General features: G+C 52.6%; 15 protein-coding genes. All 15 read right to left on the bottom strand.

The annotated features are described in order from the left end of the window. Positions 1 to 140: 140 nt before the first annotated feature. The gene (gene rpsB, locus DSM465_RS0101675; RefSeq protein ID WP_011887147.1) at positions 141 to 848 is read right to left on the bottom strand and encodes a 30S ribosomal protein S2; all 708 of its coding nucleotides are present in this window, start codon (positions 846 to 848) and stop codon (positions 141 to 143) included. Between the two features lie 153 nt (positions 849 to 1,001). Beyond that, entirely contained in the window at positions 1,002 to 1,583 is a 582-nt protein-coding gene (locus DSM465_RS0101670; protein ID WP_029760478.1) for a hypothetical protein, read from the bottom strand. A gap of 8 nt (positions 1,584 to 1,591) precedes the next feature. Continuing rightward, the gene (locus DSM465_RS0101665) at positions 1,592 to 1,837 is read right to left on the bottom strand and encodes a hypothetical protein (protein WP_008878561.1); all 246 of its coding nucleotides are present in this window, start codon (positions 1,835 to 1,837) and stop codon (positions 1,592 to 1,594) included. A 19-nt stretch (positions 1,838 to 1,856) separates the two neighbouring features. Further along, entirely contained in the window at positions 1,857 to 2,618 is a 762-nt protein-coding gene (locus tag DSM465_RS0101660; protein WP_008878562.1) for a FliA/WhiG family RNA polymerase sigma factor, read from the bottom strand. Positions 2,619 to 2,648: 30 nt separating this feature from the next. Then, positions 2,649 to 3,146: a chemotaxis protein CheD gene (locus DSM465_RS0101655; RefSeq protein ID WP_011887145.1), complete on the bottom strand. Its 498-nt coding sequence runs from the start codon at positions 3,144 to 3,146 to the stop codon at positions 2,649 to 2,651. After that, positions 3,143 to 3,775: a chemotaxis protein CheC gene (locus DSM465_RS0101650; RefSeq protein WP_029760477.1), complete on the bottom strand. Its 633-nt coding sequence runs from the start codon at positions 3,773 to 3,775 to the stop codon at positions 3,143 to 3,145. Before DSM465_RS0101650 ends, DSM465_RS0101655 begins: the two co-directional genes overlap by 4 nt. Positions 3,776 to 3,798: 23 nt before the next feature. Further along, positions 3,799 to 4,236, bottom strand: coding sequence for a chemotaxis protein CheW (locus DSM465_RS0101645; RefSeq protein WP_008878565.1), 438 nt, complete (start codon positions 4,234 to 4,236; stop codon positions 3,799 to 3,801). Between the two features lie 194 nt (positions 4,237 to 4,430). Beyond that, the gene (locus tag DSM465_RS0101640; protein WP_029760476.1) at positions 4,431 to 6,437 is read right to left on the bottom strand and encodes a chemotaxis protein CheA; all 2,007 of its coding nucleotides are present in this window, start codon (positions 6,435 to 6,437) and stop codon (positions 4,431 to 4,433) included. A gap of 13 nt (positions 6,438 to 6,450) precedes the next feature. Next, on the bottom strand, positions 6,451 to 7,497 hold the full coding sequence (locus DSM465_RS0101635) for a protein-glutamate methylesterase/protein-glutamine glutaminase (RefSeq protein ID WP_029760475.1): 1,047 nt from the start codon (positions 7,495 to 7,497) through the stop codon (positions 6,451 to 6,453). 9 nt (positions 7,498 to 7,506) lie between these two features. Further along, entirely contained in the window at positions 7,507 to 8,370 is an 864-nt protein-coding gene (locus DSM465_RS0101630; RefSeq protein ID WP_029760474.1) for a MinD/ParA family protein, read from the bottom strand. Continuing rightward, entirely contained in the window at positions 8,364 to 9,479 is a 1,116-nt protein-coding gene (flhF, locus tag DSM465_RS0101625; protein WP_029760473.1) for a flagellar biosynthesis protein FlhF, read from the bottom strand. The genes DSM465_RS0101630 and flhF overlap by 7 nt, the downstream gene beginning before the upstream one ends. Beyond that, entirely contained in the window at positions 9,476 to 11,518 is a 2,043-nt protein-coding gene (gene flhA, locus DSM465_RS0101620; protein WP_029760472.1) for a flagellar biosynthesis protein FlhA, read from the bottom strand. Before flhA ends, flhF begins: the two co-directional genes overlap by 4 nt. An 18-nt stretch (positions 11,519 to 11,536) precedes the next feature. Then, the gene (gene flhB / locus DSM465_RS0101615; RefSeq protein WP_029760471.1) at positions 11,537 to 12,619 is read right to left on the bottom strand and encodes a flagellar biosynthesis protein FlhB; all 1,083 of its coding nucleotides are present in this window, start codon (positions 12,617 to 12,619) and stop codon (positions 11,537 to 11,539) included. A 1-nt stretch (position 12,620) separates the two neighbouring features. Then, entirely contained in the window at positions 12,621 to 13,394 is a 774-nt protein-coding gene (gene fliR / locus DSM465_RS0101610) for a flagellar biosynthetic protein FliR (RefSeq protein WP_008878572.1), read from the bottom strand. A gap of 6 nt (positions 13,395 to 13,400) precedes the next feature. Then, complete coding sequence (gene fliQ, locus DSM465_RS0101605) at positions 13,401 to 13,670, bottom strand: flagellar biosynthesis protein FliQ (RefSeq protein ID WP_008878573.1); 270 nt, start codon at positions 13,668 to 13,670, stop codon at positions 13,401 to 13,403. Between the last annotated feature and the right edge of the window lie 14 nt (positions 13,671 to 13,684).

The raw sequence follows: 13,684 nt of genomic DNA, 5'->3' as shown, positions 1-13,684 counted from the left end.
CTTTATCCCATATATGTATCGATGTCGGCAGCGGGTGCCTGTTTTGCCCTTATTCGTTAGTATAGCCAAAAGTTGCTGATTTCTGTCTCAAAAAAAGGTGATAAAAGGCTTTCCCCTCTTATCACCTTTCCTAAGCTGTCTTACTCCGCTGCGACGGCTGCCTCTTCGCCTTGTTTTGCTTCAAGCACTGCATCGGCGATTTTCGACGTCAACAGTTTAACGGCGCGGATGGCGTCATCGTTTGCCGGGATGACGTAGTCGATTTCATCCGGATCGCAGTTCGTGTCGACGATACCGATGATCGGGATGTTCAACTTGCGCGCTTCCGCCACCGCGATCCGCTCTTTGCGCGGGTCGATGACGAACAACGCATCCGGCAGCTCTTTCATGTCTTTAATGCCGCCTAAAAATTTCTCGAGCCGCTCTTTTTCTTTTTTCAAGCCGATGACTTCTTTTTTCGGAAGCACGTCAAATACGCCGTCTTCTTCCATTTTTTCAATTTCACGCAAACGTTTAATCCGTTTTTGGATCGTCGCGAAGTTCGTCAGCGTACCGCCAAGCCAACGTTGGTTGACATAAAACATGCCGCAGCGTTCCGCTTCCTCTTTCACTGATTCTTGCGCTTGTTTTTTCGTGCCGACGAACAAAATTTTGCCGCCGTTGCCCGCTAATTCGCGCACAAAGTTATATGCTTCCTCGACTTTTTTAACCGTTTTTTGCAAGTCGATAATATAAATACCGTTGCGCTCCGTGAAAATGTATTTTTTCATTTTCGGATTCCAACGGCGAGTCTGATGTCCGAAATGGACGCCAGCTTCAAGCAGTTGTTTCATCGAAATCACTGACATGTATGCTCCTCCTGTTTCCTTGTGGTTTTTGTACCTCCGCCTGTCTCATCTTTCAGCAAGACTGGCCTCGCCAGCACCGTTGCTGAAATCATCAGGCGTGTGTATTCACACCATGTAAAAATATATCATAATCGCCGGTGGTAAATCAAGCTGTTATTCACTCGTTTTTCGGTCAAATTTCAACAGCAGCTCCACTTCCGTTTTTCCTTTTTGCAGTTTTTTGGCAATCTCCTCAATCGTCGCCCCCTCTTCATGTAAACGGCGAGCGGCATCAGCCGCGCTGGCGGACGGTGAAAGGTCTAGCACATCTTCGATCGCTTCAATGTCCGGAAAATAATCGAGCGCCACGTCACGGTCGTTCTGTCCCGTTTGCGCGATTTCTCCGTTTTTTTCTTCCGCCCCGCTTTCATCCGTGGGCGATGTAGGCGATGCCGATCCGCTGCCGTCGCTTGCTGAGCGCGGTGCAGGTGCTGCTAGTTTTGAAGCCAGTGGCTGCTTGGCAGCCCCGGCGGTTGTTTTCGTCCGAAGCAACGCGTCAAGCTCGCCCAAAAAACGCTCGTTCTCTTCTTTCCAGGCGACAAGGTGAGCCGCCATCGCCTCCTCGAGCTCTTCCGCCCGCTTTGCTGCGCGCTGTTCCGCCTCGCCAAGCCGCGACAGACGCATGTAAAGCAAAATGATGAGCAAAAAGGAAAACGCATGTAACAGCAAGCTGATAGCTAGCCAAAATGCTCCCATGATGTTCACTATCCTTTAATGTCAATCGTTTTTCCTTTATAAGGATGGCCTCCGAACCGCGACGCCTCCCACCCTGCACGGGTGCCTGTCCGCTTGTCCGTCACTTGGCGGCGTGCCCGCTCTGTCCGTTTTTCGCTGGCCTCCGCCATTTGCGCCTGCACAGTATAAGGATGGTGCTGTGCAGCAGCATGCATACCTCCCGCTTCCGGCACTTTTGGCATCACACTTTGTAACGCAGGCAGCTGAATATCCACCTTTCCACTTCCTTTCCCCTCATTGCTCCTCAGCAAAAAAACGGCGCAATTTCCACAGCGCTTTGGCATGAATTTGGGAAATTCTTGATGTGGACAGCTGCAGGATGCTCCCAATTTCCGTAAACGTGAGTTCCTCTTTGTAAAACAAGCTAATGACAAGCTGCTCTTTTTCATTCAACTGTCCGATACCCACGGCCAGCTTTTCGATCATTTCTTGCTTGACGACTTGTTCTTCCGGAAGTACGGCGCGGTCGTCGCGGATCGCAAGCGGCTCATCGTCCTCTTCACAGGCTGTCTGCCCGAGCGAAAGCCAATTGGAAAAAAACGTTTCATTGACCGCTGCCTGCACTTCTTCTTCCGTCATTCCGAGCTCGGCGGCAACTTCTTTCGCCGTCACCGACCGCATGTACCGTTGCTCAAGCCGCTCAGCCGTCTCTTCAATTTTTTTTACTTTGTCGCGCACACTGCGCGGCAGCCAATCTTCTTTGCGCAAACCGTCGAGGATGGCGCCGCGGATGCGAAACGATGCATATGTGTCAAATTTCAAGTCGCGCGATGGGTCAAACTTTTCAAGCGCATCGTACAAACCGACAAGCCCAAGGCTGACCAGCTCTTCCTTCGGCACGGAACTCGGCAGCGTGGCGGAAAGCCGCTGCACATGGTAAGAAACGAGCGGCATATAGCGCTGTACGAGCTCCTCGGCCGCATGCCGGTCGCGGCCGTTGACCCAGTCGTCCCAATATTTCTGTTCGTCTCCTTTTAGCGTTAGCGCGCTCCCCATCGTTCTCCCCCTCGCCTTATGGAAACGGCATTATATTTCTTTGATTTCTTGACTAGCCGTGCGAATGGACAGCATGCCCGTTTGTGGATTAAACTCGATCGTCCGGCCGCTATGGCCTCCGACATCCTCAGCAACAACAGGAATGTGCAACCGCTCGAGCTGCCTTTTCACTTCTTCGACGTTGCGGGCGCCAATGCGCATCATATCTCCACTAGTTGAAGAAAACGAGAACATTTGCGCCCCTCCAGCCAGCTTCGCTTTGAGCATCGCTTTTCGCCCACCGGCGGCGATGACGAGTTTACAAAGCGCTTCAACCGCCGTGTCAGCATATTTGGCTTCATTGACGACCCCTCCGCGCGCCATCGAAGAATGTGGAAGCATAACATGCGCCATGCCGGCGAGCGCTTTTCCGCTGTCATAAATGACGACACCTACGCACGATCCAAGTCCACATGTGCGAATGACGGTTGGGGCTACAACGACTTTCATCTCCGCGATGCCGACTTTGACCGTTTCGATCGCCCTCATCCGCCATCCACACCTAATGCCCGAAAGATGGTGGAAAACGACTCCGGATCGGGGAGGAGAAAGAAATGGCCGTCGATGCTTTCATTCGGCTGTCGCTCATCGTAAATGGCCGTATCGATCAAAATGGCGTAATCGCCGACACAAGACAGCTCAAGCAAACCAAACGACAGCACAGCTCCGATCATATCCACCGCCAGCGCCGGCACGGATGGCTGCAAAGTAAGCTGGGTAAAATCGGCGAGCGCTGATAAATACGAACCGGCTAAAATATTGCCAAGCTCCTGAAGCGCCGAACATCCGAGCTCATGGGCCTCCCCTTGAAACGAAAACGAGTCGTCGCCGATCATCCGGCGGACAAACCGCTCCGCCTGTTCCGGCGGCAGCACGAAAAACATATTCCCTGGCGCTTCCCCCTCGATGCGCAAATAAACACACGCGACGACTTGTTCCGGCCCGCCGATCAGCTCCATCATCTCGGCAAACGTTGCAACTTGGACGCGCGGTACGGCCATTGTAATTTTTTTGTTTAATAGCGTCGACAAGGCGGTTGCCGCATTGCCAGCCCCGATGTTTCCGATTTCGCGTAAAACGTCGATATGCATCCCTGTCAAATTGCAAATGTCATCCAACCGACAACGCCCCTCTCTGCGATTTATTGACCAAGCACTTTCGCTAAATCCAGCAAAATGAGGAGCCGTTTCTCTATTTTCGCCACCCCGTAAATGTAGCTCGCTTCGATGGCTCCGATCGCCTCTGGCGGCGGCTCGATGCTCGCTCCCGGAATATCGATAACATCGTTCGCCGCATCGACGATCAGCCCCACTTCGACATCCCCAAGGGTGACAATAATCATCCGTGTCTGTTCTCCATACGGTTCAGGAGCAAACCCAAACCGCTCGCGCAAATCGATAATCGGCGTCACGACCCCGCGCAAATTGATGACTCCTTTCACATAGTGGGCCGTTCCCGGCACGCGCGTAATCGGCTGCATTTTTTCAATCGAACGAACGTGCTGTACCGGCAGGGCGTACTCTTCTTCTTTCAAGCGAAAAGCAATCACTTTCCAGTCTGTTTGAACATTGGTGTTCATTGGCCACTCCCCCCCTTTTTCTATTGAGATGTAGATGGAATAAACCATCATTAGGCGCACCGCTTTTGTTCATATTTTTTCGGCCAACGATAGTGGCACATCCATATTCCTCACTAACACGTCGCTGCAGAGCTTTTTAGTAGACTATCAACATGCTTTTTCCATTGCCCACCGTGGCGTGAGTACGCTGCCTGTTATTTTACAAGCGCATTGCAATCGATAATCAGCGCCACCCGACCGTCTCCTAAAATTGTCGCACCAGAAATGGCGAAGACAGAAGATAAATAGTTTCCAAGCGATTTTAGTACAACTTCCTGCTGTCCGATAAATGAGTCGACCGCCAATGCTGCCAGTTTTTCCCCTTTCCGGACAATGACGGCCGCCACCGCATCCCCCTCATCGGATGCGTTCGGTACGGAAAACACGTCTTTCAGCCGGACGAGTGGCACGACTTTACCGCGGAAGTCAATGACCGGCTGGTTATGAGCAGAGAAAATATCTTCTTTCTTTACTAACGCTGTCTCCATAATCGATGACAGCGGGATGGCATACGTCTCAGCAGCGATTTGAACGAGCAGCACGGAAATGATCGACAACGTCAATGGCAGCTGGATGGAAAAAAGCGATCCTTTTCCAGGCTGCGAATCGACGGTGACCGTGCCGCCGAGCGATTGGATCGTGCTTTTGACTACATCCAATCCGACGCCGCGCCCGGAAATATCGGAAATGCGGTCAGCGGTGGAAAATCCTGGAGAAAAAATCAACCCATACACTTGTTGGTCGGTCAGGTGGGCCGCTTCCTCCGCTGAAACGATGCCGCGGTCGATCGCCTTTTGCAACACTTTCTCCCGGGAAATGCCGGCACCGTCGTCCTCAATCTCAATAAATACATGGTTGCCGCTATGGTAGGCGCGCAATTTGACCGTCCCTTCCTCCGGTTTTCCGCACGCCACCCGAATGTCTGGCGCTTCAATGCCGTGGTCAAGCGCGTTACGAATCAAATGGACGAGCGGGTCGCCAATTTCATCGATGACCGTTCGGTCAAGTTCCGTTTCCGCTCCGATAATATCAAGGCGCACTTTTTTGCCAAGTTCACGGGCAAGTTGACGCACCATGCGCGGAAAGCGATTGAACACAGTTTCGACCGGCACCATGCGCATGTTTAAAATAATCGTTTGTAAATCGCTTGAAATGCGCGACATCCGTTCCACCGTTTCGGTTAGTTCAGGGTGGTTCAAATCGCGGGAAATTTGCTCAAGCCGTCCGCGATCGACAACTAGTTCTTCGAACAAGTTCATTAACATATCAAGCCGTTCAATATTGACGCGGATTGTCTTCCCTGCCTGTTTCGCCGCCAGTTTTTCCGCCGCCTCTGCTTTAGCCTGCGCCGCTGCAACTTGTCCAATGGCGGTCGACACCGGCGGTTCAGGGTCGTCCTGTTCTCCGCTTTTAGCAGATGGCTCATCGACCGTCACCGCGGCGATCTCGACCTCGTCGATTTCAGAAATGCTCATCAGCCGCATTCGCAGTTCATCAGCCGGCGTTTTCGATACAACGGTGACGAGAAACTCTTGATCAAACTTCTCTTCCTCGAGCATGTCAGCCGGGGGTGTCGATTTTACAATTTCCCCTGCTTCATTGAGCTGCTCAAACACCATGTACACGCGTGCAGCTTTCAACATGCAGTCTTTACGAAGGCGAACGCGAATTTCATAGATAGAAAATCCTTGATCTTTTGCCTGTTGCAACACATGGTATTCAAACTCCCCGTATGTATGCTCGAGGGGCAATTGTTCGCCTGCTGTCGGTTTGTTCGGCATCTCCCCTTGCTCAATTCGTTTCAACTGTTCGACCGTCTCGCCCACATCGCGCTTCCCATCGCCGCCTGAGGCGATCGATATAATCATCGCTTCCAAATGGTCGACAGCTTGAAAAACAACATCAAGCAGTTCCGGGGTAACGATGAGCCGCTGATTGCGGATGCCATCAAGCACATTCTCTAGTTGGTGCGTCAAATTGGCCAAATCTTCAAATCCCATCGTGGCTGGCATTCCTTTTAGCGTATGGGCCGAGCGGAAAATTTCATTAACAAGAGCCATATCACCCGGGGTTTGTTCGAGTTCAAGCAGCCGTTCGTTGATCGTTTGCAGATGTTCCTTGCTTTCATCAATAAAGATGTCTAAGTATTGACTCATATCCATCCCATGTTCCCCCTCATTCCCCGATCGATTGGACGATGGCGGCGGCAATGCCGTCAAGCGGAGTAATGACATCGATGACACCGGCCTCGATCGCCGCCCTCGGCATCCCATAAATGACTGCTGTCTCGCGCGCTTCGGCGATCGCTTCCACGTCTCCGCTTTCTTTCAACTTTTTCAGTCCCTTCGTCCCGTCTGCTCCCATTCCGGTCATGATTACCACCACTTTCTGGCAGTGGTGAATGGCGGCAAGTGATTCGAACAACACGTCAACGGCTGGGCGGTGACCCGCGCGCGGCGGCGACGCATCAAAATGGGCTTTCAGCACACCGTTTTCCTCCCTGACGACAAGATGAACACCGCCTGGGGCGATATAAGCAGTGCCATTTCGCAGCACCTCCCCATCTTCTGCCTCTTTGACAGTTATGGCGGATAGTGCGTCCAGCCGGTTGGCAAGCGATTTCGTAAATCCTTTCGGCATATGCTGGACGATGACAACTGGAGCGGCCAAATCGGGCGGCAACTGCGTCAGCACTGTTTCTAAGGCTCGTGGGCCGCCGGTTGACGTACCGATGGCGACGATCGCTTTTCCGACGTGCGCCGTTTTGTCGAGTGAACGCCAAGGTCCGACTTTCGAGCGCCGGACGGTGAGCGCCCTTATGTTCGCTTCGCTTGCATGCAACACTTTTCGGACTAGTTCATCCCTCACTTTGTATAAATCAAGCGAAAGCGAACCAGACGGTTTCGCCACAAAATCAACGGCCCCATATTGCATGGCGGTTACCGTATTTTCCGCCCCTTCCTTCGTCGTGCTTGATACCATGACGACCGGCAACGGCTTCTTCTCCATGATATGCCGCAATGTTTCCAGTCCGTCCATCACTGGCATTTCGACGTCGAGCGTCACAACATCAGGGTGAAGAACAGCGATTTTCTCAAGCGCCTCTTGACCATTGCGGGCCGTTCCGATGACTTCAAGGCGCGGGTGTTCGGACAAAAAATCGCTGATCCATTTGCGCATAAACGCCGAGTCATCGACAACAAGCACCTTGATCGTCTTCATTGTCCGTCTCTACCTTTCTAGGAAAAATTGGCGCAGTTTGGCAAAAAAGCGACTTGCCCGCTCCGTCCCTTCCTCCCGCTGCGGCGCATAACGGAATGCCATTTGGCGCACCGCCTTGCTCGCTTTCGCTGCTGGATCAAGCAATACAAACGGCGTTTGGCTGACAACCGCGCGAGCGACCGTCCGATCTTCCGGAATGATGCCAAGCAACGCAATATCTTTGTTTAAAAACCGACCGGTGACGTGCTTCAGCCGCTCAAAAACTTCATACCCTTCCCGCTCCTTGCCGGCGCGGTTGACAATGACGGAAAACGGCGCCTCGCTGCCGGCAGCGTGCATATATTTCATCATGGCATACGCGTCGGTCATGGCGGTCGGCTCCGGTGTTGTCACCACAAATACGTCGTCAACCGACTTTAGAAAATACAACCGTTCCCCTGACGCCCCCGCCCCCATGTCAAAGATGAGGTAATCATACTGTGACGCCACGGCCTGCAGTTCGGTCAAAAAGCGGTCGATGCTGGCCGTATCAAGCCCCTGCCATTGTGCCGCTCCCGTTCCCCCGGCAATGTACGATAGATGTTCCGGACCGCTTTTTACTAGCTCTGAGAGCGGCAGTCGGGCCGAAAACCAATCGGCCAATGCCAACGACGATGACTCGCCGAGCAAAATATCGATGTTGCCCATGCCGATGTCCATATCGAGCAGCAAGACGCGAAACCCGAGCTTAGAAAGCGACAGCGAGAAATTGAGCGAAACGTTCGACTTGCCCACCCCGCCTTTTCCGCTCGTCACCGCGATTGTCCGCGGCGACGGCTGCTGCCGGAGACGGCTCAGCTTGAGACGAAGCTGTTCTGCTTGATCTTTCACCATCGCTCCGCTCCAAACAACAGCTGAACAAGCCGGTCGGCCGATGCTTCTATCATGTCGTCCGGCACGTTTTGCCCGTTCGTAAAATAGGCGGCGCCAAGCCGGCTGTCGAGCAGCAAGTTGAATACAGCTCCGTACGAGTCGGTCTCATCGAGTTTGGTGATGATTAGCCGTTCGAGCGGAAGACCGGAAAAGCGGTCATAGACAGCTTTCATGTCGTCATATTTTCCGGTGGCGGCAAGCACAAGCAACGTTTCCGTCTCGCTGTCAAACTCGATCGTTTGCTGCAATTCAGCAACATATTTTGGGTTGCGGAAATTGCGTCCGGCTGTATCTACAAACACGAGGTCGCAATCGGCTAGGTTTCGCTTCGCTGCCCGGAAATCATCGGCATTGTAACATACTGCAAACGGAGCATGTAAAATGTGCGCATACGTCTTCAACTGATCGATGGCTGCAATTCGGTACGTATCCGTCGTAATGAAACCGACTTTTTTTCCTTGTTCAAGCACAGCGCGCCCCGCCATTTTGGCAAGCGTCGTCGTCTTTCCAACCCCGGTCGGGCCGAGCAAAATCACATATTTTTTTTGCCTTGCAGCTTCGGCAAACGGAAGCGACGACAACATGTCACGCACCGCCTCTTTCGCCCATTCAGAGACGACAGCCGCCGAGCGCTCCCCCTTGTCGGTGTACCACCGTTCAAGTAAGCGGTCCATCACTTCGCGAACGTAACTTTCCGTCATTCCTTGCCGCACAAGCCGTCGCTCCACCTCAGCTAGCGGCGGGGGGAACACCAACGAAGGCGAGCCGCTAGCCAACTGACGGACGAGCGCTTTCATTTCCTGCAGTTCTCCCGCAAGCAAGTCATTTGCCTTTTCCCGCCCAGCTGCTAATGACCCATTAGTGAGTGCTGCCACATCCGGCGAACGCGGCGGCAATGGATCAGGGTCAACGCCCGCTAACACTTCGATCTTCTTTTTCGCAAACAGACCGAAAAATCCGCCGGTACGGGTCTCTTTCGAGTGTAAAATGACCGCATCGCGACCGAGCTCGGCGCGAACCATTTTCATCGCTTCATTCATGGACGGGGCGATAAATTTTTTCACTTTCATTCCATTTCCACCATCCCCACACTTTGGACTTCGACATCCGCTTCAAGCTCGTTATACGACAGCACCGGGATCGTTGGAAAATGGCGCTCGGTCAGCTGGCGGACGTACATGCGCACCGCCGGAGAACAGAGCAAAATCGGCGTTTGACCGGCAAACGGATAGCGGTCAAGCGCTTGGGACACCGACTCAACGAACGCCTGCGCCCGCGTCGGATCAAGCGCCAAATAGCGGCCGTGCTCTGTTTGCTGCACAGCATCAGCAATGATTTTTTCCACTTTGCCGGATAACGTAATGACCCGCAACGGCTCGCCCGGCACGGCGTATTGCCCGGTAATTTGCCGCGCCAGCGCTTGGCGGACATATTCGGTCAACAAATCGGTGTCTCCGGTCAGGCGGGCAAAATCAGCAAGCGCCTCAAAAATCAGCGGCAAGTTGCGGATCGACACTTTCTCTTTCAACAGCTTGGCAAGCACTTTTTGAACATCGCCGATCGACAACGGATTCGGGGTCACATCATCGACAAGCACTGGGTACGATTCTTTCAAATGATCGATCAGCTGCTTCGTTTCTTGGCGGCCAAGCAATTCATGGGCGTGGGACTTAAGCACTTCCGTCAAATGTGTCGAGACGACCGATGGAGGGTCAACAACCGTATAACCGAGCATTTCAGCGCGGTCTTTCATCGCCTCGGAAATCCACTTCGCCGGCAGGCCAAACGCCGGCTCGACCGTTTCAATGCCGTCGATCGAACCATCGTCGACGCCAGGGCTCATCGCTAAATAATGGTCTAGCAGCAGCTCGCCACGCGCCACTTCTTCACCTTTAATTTTTACCCGATATTCGTTTGGCTGAAGCTGAATGTTATCACGAATGCGTACAACTGGGACGACGATGCCGAGCTCGAGTGCAAGCTGGCGGCGGATCATGACGATCCGGTCGAGCAAATCTCCACCTTGAGCCGCATCAGCAAGCGGAATGAGCGCATAACCAAACTCAAACTCAATCGGGTCGACATGCAACAGTTGAATGACGCTTTCCGGGCTTTTCAATTCGTCCGCCGCCGTTTCCTCTTCCGGTTCGGCCCCGACTGCTTCCTCGTGCTGTTGTCCCCGAGCAAACCGGTAGCCGCCGAGCGCCAACAGCCCAGCAATCGGCATCGTCAATACGTCACTAATCGGTGTAAACAAGCCGAGCAAGAAAATCGTTCCAGCAGTGACGTACAACATTTTCGGAAAAGCAAACAGCTGACGCATAATATCGCCGCTTAAATTGCTGTCGGACGCCGCCCGGGTGACAATAATACCGGTCGCGGTCGAAATCAACAACGCTGGAATTTGGCTTACAATCCCGTCACCGACCGTCAATAATGTGTAACGTTTCGCCGCCTCGGCCATCTCCATCCCTTGTCCAACGACGCCGATGATCATGCCAAATAACATGTTGATAATGACGATAATCATCCCGGCGATGGCGTCACCTTTGACGAACTTGCTCGCCCCATCCATAGCACCGTAAAAGTCGGCCTCTCGAGCAATCTTTTCCCGCCGCTGCCGCGCTTCCTGCTCCGAAATCATGCCGGCGTTTAAATCGGCGTCAATGCTCATTTGTTTTCCCGGCATCGCATCGAGCGTAAAGCGGGCCGCCACTTCGGAGACACGTTCGGCCCCCTTCGTAATAACGATAAACTGAATGATGATCAAAATTAAGAATACGACAAATCCAACGACGACATCGCCACCAACGACGAACGTCCCGAACGTTTCGACGACTCCCCCCGCTTCTCCTTTACTTAAAATCGCGCGGGTTGTTGAGACGTTCAATCCTAATCGAAACAAAGTCAGCACTAAAAGCAATGACGGAAAAATGGAAAATTCAAGCGGTTCTTTCGTGTTCATCGCCGTCAGCAAAACAAGTAAGGCGAGAGAAATATTGATGATGATCAAGATGCTGAGCAGCCATGTCGGCAACGGGATGACGAGCATGGCAACGATGAGCACGACCATAAGCAAAACTGATAAATCTTTCCATTGCGCTTGCATGTTTTTCTCTCCTTGCTGCTACACATTTCGTTTGAGCCGGTAAACGTACGCCAAAATTTCCGCCACTGCCTTAAAAAACGCCTCTGGAATCATATCGCCGACCTCCGTCTGCCGGTAAAGCGCTTGGGCGAGCGGACGGTTCTCGACGGTGACGACACCGTTCGCTTTGGCAATTTCCTTAATTCTTAGGGCGACATAGTCCGCCCCTTTCGCCACGACAACCGGCGCTTCCATTTTTCCGTCTTCATATTTGAGCGCGACAGCATAATGGGTCGGATTTGTAATCACAACGTCCGCGTTCGGCACTTCTTGCATCATCCGTTTCATCGCCATTTCGCGCTGTTTCTGTTTGATGCGTGACTTAATAAGCGGATCGCCTTCCGTCTTTTTATACTCGTCTTTAATGTCTTGCTTCGACATGCGAATATTTTTTTCAAATTCAAACCGTTGGTACAAATAGTCAAACAACGCTAAAAATAAGAGCGATGCCGCGGCATACAGTCCCATTTTCACCGTCAAGCCGCCAATGACAGCGAGCATGACGCCCGGCGGTTTGGAAACAAGCGCCAGTAGCTCGTTTCGTTCGAAAAACAGCAGCGTAAAGACAACTGTGCCGATGATTCCAGCTTTTAACACCGACTTCAACAGTTCGACAATGGCGCGCAGCGAAAAGAACCGCTTCATTCCTTTCACCGGGTTGAGCCGATTCCAATCCATTTTCAGCGGTTCAACGGTAAAAAGGGCGCCGATTTGCAAAAAGTTGGCCAGTCCGGCCGCCAGCACAGCGGCAGCAAAAAACGGAGCCAAAAGGAACGCCGCATGGCGGAGCCAGTCGAGAAACAGCAGATGAAGCGAATCGATCGTCAGCGGGACAGACGCGTAATCGGACAGCGCGCGGGTGAACAAACGCAGCAAGCCATCGCGCTCGTATGCCCCCGCCAAAAACAAGGCAAGAAACGTAGCAAGCAAAACGGCGGCGGCAACCGCGTCACCGCTTTTTGCCACCTGCCCTTTTTCCCGCACTTCTTGCCGTTTGCGCGGCGTCGCCTTTTCCGTTTTTTCTCCCGCAAAAAATTGCAAATCAAGCCGCCAGCAGCCCATCTTACGCGCCTCCTAACAACCGCATAAACTCGCGCAACGACGCAAACATGAGTTGAAACAGTTCACGGGCGGAAAACAAAATTCCTCCGATCGCTGCAAACAACAACAAAAATGCCGTCACCGTTTTGAGCGAAAAACCAACGGCAAAAATGTTCATTTGCGGCACTGCACGAGCGATGATGCCAAGCGCCACATCGACTAAAAAGAGCGATCCGACAAGCGGGGCAGCCATTTGTACGGCGACGACAAACATCGCGGCGAAGGCGCGAACAGCATAGTCGACAGCCCGCCCATCGGCAATATGCGGCCACCCGTCAAGCGGCAGCCACTGATAGCTGTAAAACATGCCATCAAGCAGCAAATGGTGTCCGTCAAGCGCCAGCAAAAGCAAGAGTGCTAACGAGTGAAGATACTGGCCTAACAACGGGCTTTGCGCCCCGGTTTGCGGATCGATGACATTGGCGATGGCAAAGCCGATTTGAAAGTCAATCAACCCACCGGCAATTTGCACCGCTGCCATAATGGTTGCCGCAAGCAGCCCAAGCGCCAGCCCGACGAGCACCTCTTTGAAGACAAGCAACATATACACATCGTTCAATGACAGTGTCGGTTTGGGCACCGCCAAAAACAAAATCCAACTGAAAAAAAACGCCAACCCGATTTTATATGAAGCCGGCACCGTCCGGTACGAAAAAAGCGGCATCGCAGCAAAAAAAGAAGCGATGCGGGCAAAGATAAGCAAAAATGCCGGAAAGTGAGTCCATAATTGTTCCATGATCGATCAGCCTATAAATGAAGCCAAATTATTGAAAATATCATGGGCGTATGACACCATTTTCGAGAGCATCCACGGCCCGAACAACACAAGCCCGAGCAAGACAGCGATAATTTTCGGCACAAAAGTGAGCGTCTGCTCTTGAATTTGCGTCGCCGCTTGAAAAATGCTGACGACAAGACCGACAATAAGCGACAGCAACAAGAGCGGACCACAGACAATCAACACAATATAGACACCTTGCTCAGCAAGGCGGATAATCAAATCGGCACTCATGGACGCCACCTATC

The sequence above is a fragment of the Geobacillus thermodenitrificans subsp. thermodenitrificans DSM 465 genome (genome assembly GCF_000496575.1).
Classification (GTDB): Bacteria; Bacillota; Bacilli; order Bacillales; family Anoxybacillaceae; genus Geobacillus; species Geobacillus thermodenitrificans.
This window is presented reverse-complemented; position numbering and strand designations above follow the sequence as displayed.

Coding starts and splice junctions, on each gene's coding strand:
- rpsB (WP_011887147.1), bottom strand. CDS start 848: ATGTCAGTGATTTCGATGAAACAACTGCTTGAAGCTGGCGTCCATTTC.
- DSM465_RS0101670 (WP_029760478.1), bottom strand. CDS start 1,583: ATGGGAGCATTTTGGCTAGCTATCAGCTTGCTGTTACATGCGTTTTCC.
- DSM465_RS0101660 (WP_008878562.1), bottom strand. CDS start 2,618: ATGGGGAGCGCGCTAACGCTAAAAGGAGACGAACAGAAATATTGGGAC.
- DSM465_RS0101655 (WP_011887145.1), bottom strand. CDS start 3,146: ATGAGGGCGATCGAAACGGTCAAAGTCGGCATCGCGGAGATGAAAGTC.
- DSM465_RS0101645 (WP_008878565.1), bottom strand. CDS start 4,236: ATGAACACCAATGTTCAAACAGACTGGAAAGTGATTGCTTTTCGCTTG.
- DSM465_RS0101640 (WP_029760476.1), bottom strand. CDS start 6,437: ATGGATATGAGTCAATACTTAGACATCTTTATTGATGAAAGCAAGGAA.
- DSM465_RS0101635 (WP_029760475.1), bottom strand. CDS start 7,497: ATGAAGACGATCAAGGTGCTTGTTGTCGATGACTCGGCGTTTATGCGC.
- DSM465_RS0101630 (WP_029760474.1), bottom strand. CDS start 8,370: ATGGTGAAAGATCAAGCAGAACAGCTTCGTCTCAAGCTGAGCCGTCTC.
- flhF (WP_029760473.1), bottom strand. CDS start 9,479: ATGAAAGTGAAAAAATTTATCGCCCCGTCCATGAATGAAGCGATGAAA.
- flhA (WP_029760472.1), bottom strand. CDS start 11,518: ATGCAAGCGCAATGGAAAGATTTATCAGTTTTGCTTATGGTCGTGCTC.
- flhB (WP_029760471.1), bottom strand. CDS start 12,619: ATGGGCTGCTGGCGGCTTGATTTGCAATTTTTTGCGGGAGAAAAAACG.
- fliR (WP_008878572.1), bottom strand. CDS start 13,394: ATGGAACAATTATGGACTCACTTTCCGGCATTTTTGCTTATCTTTGCC.
- fliQ (WP_008878573.1), bottom strand. CDS start 13,670: ATGAGTGCCGATTTGATTATCCGCCTTGCTGAGCAAGGTGTCTATATT.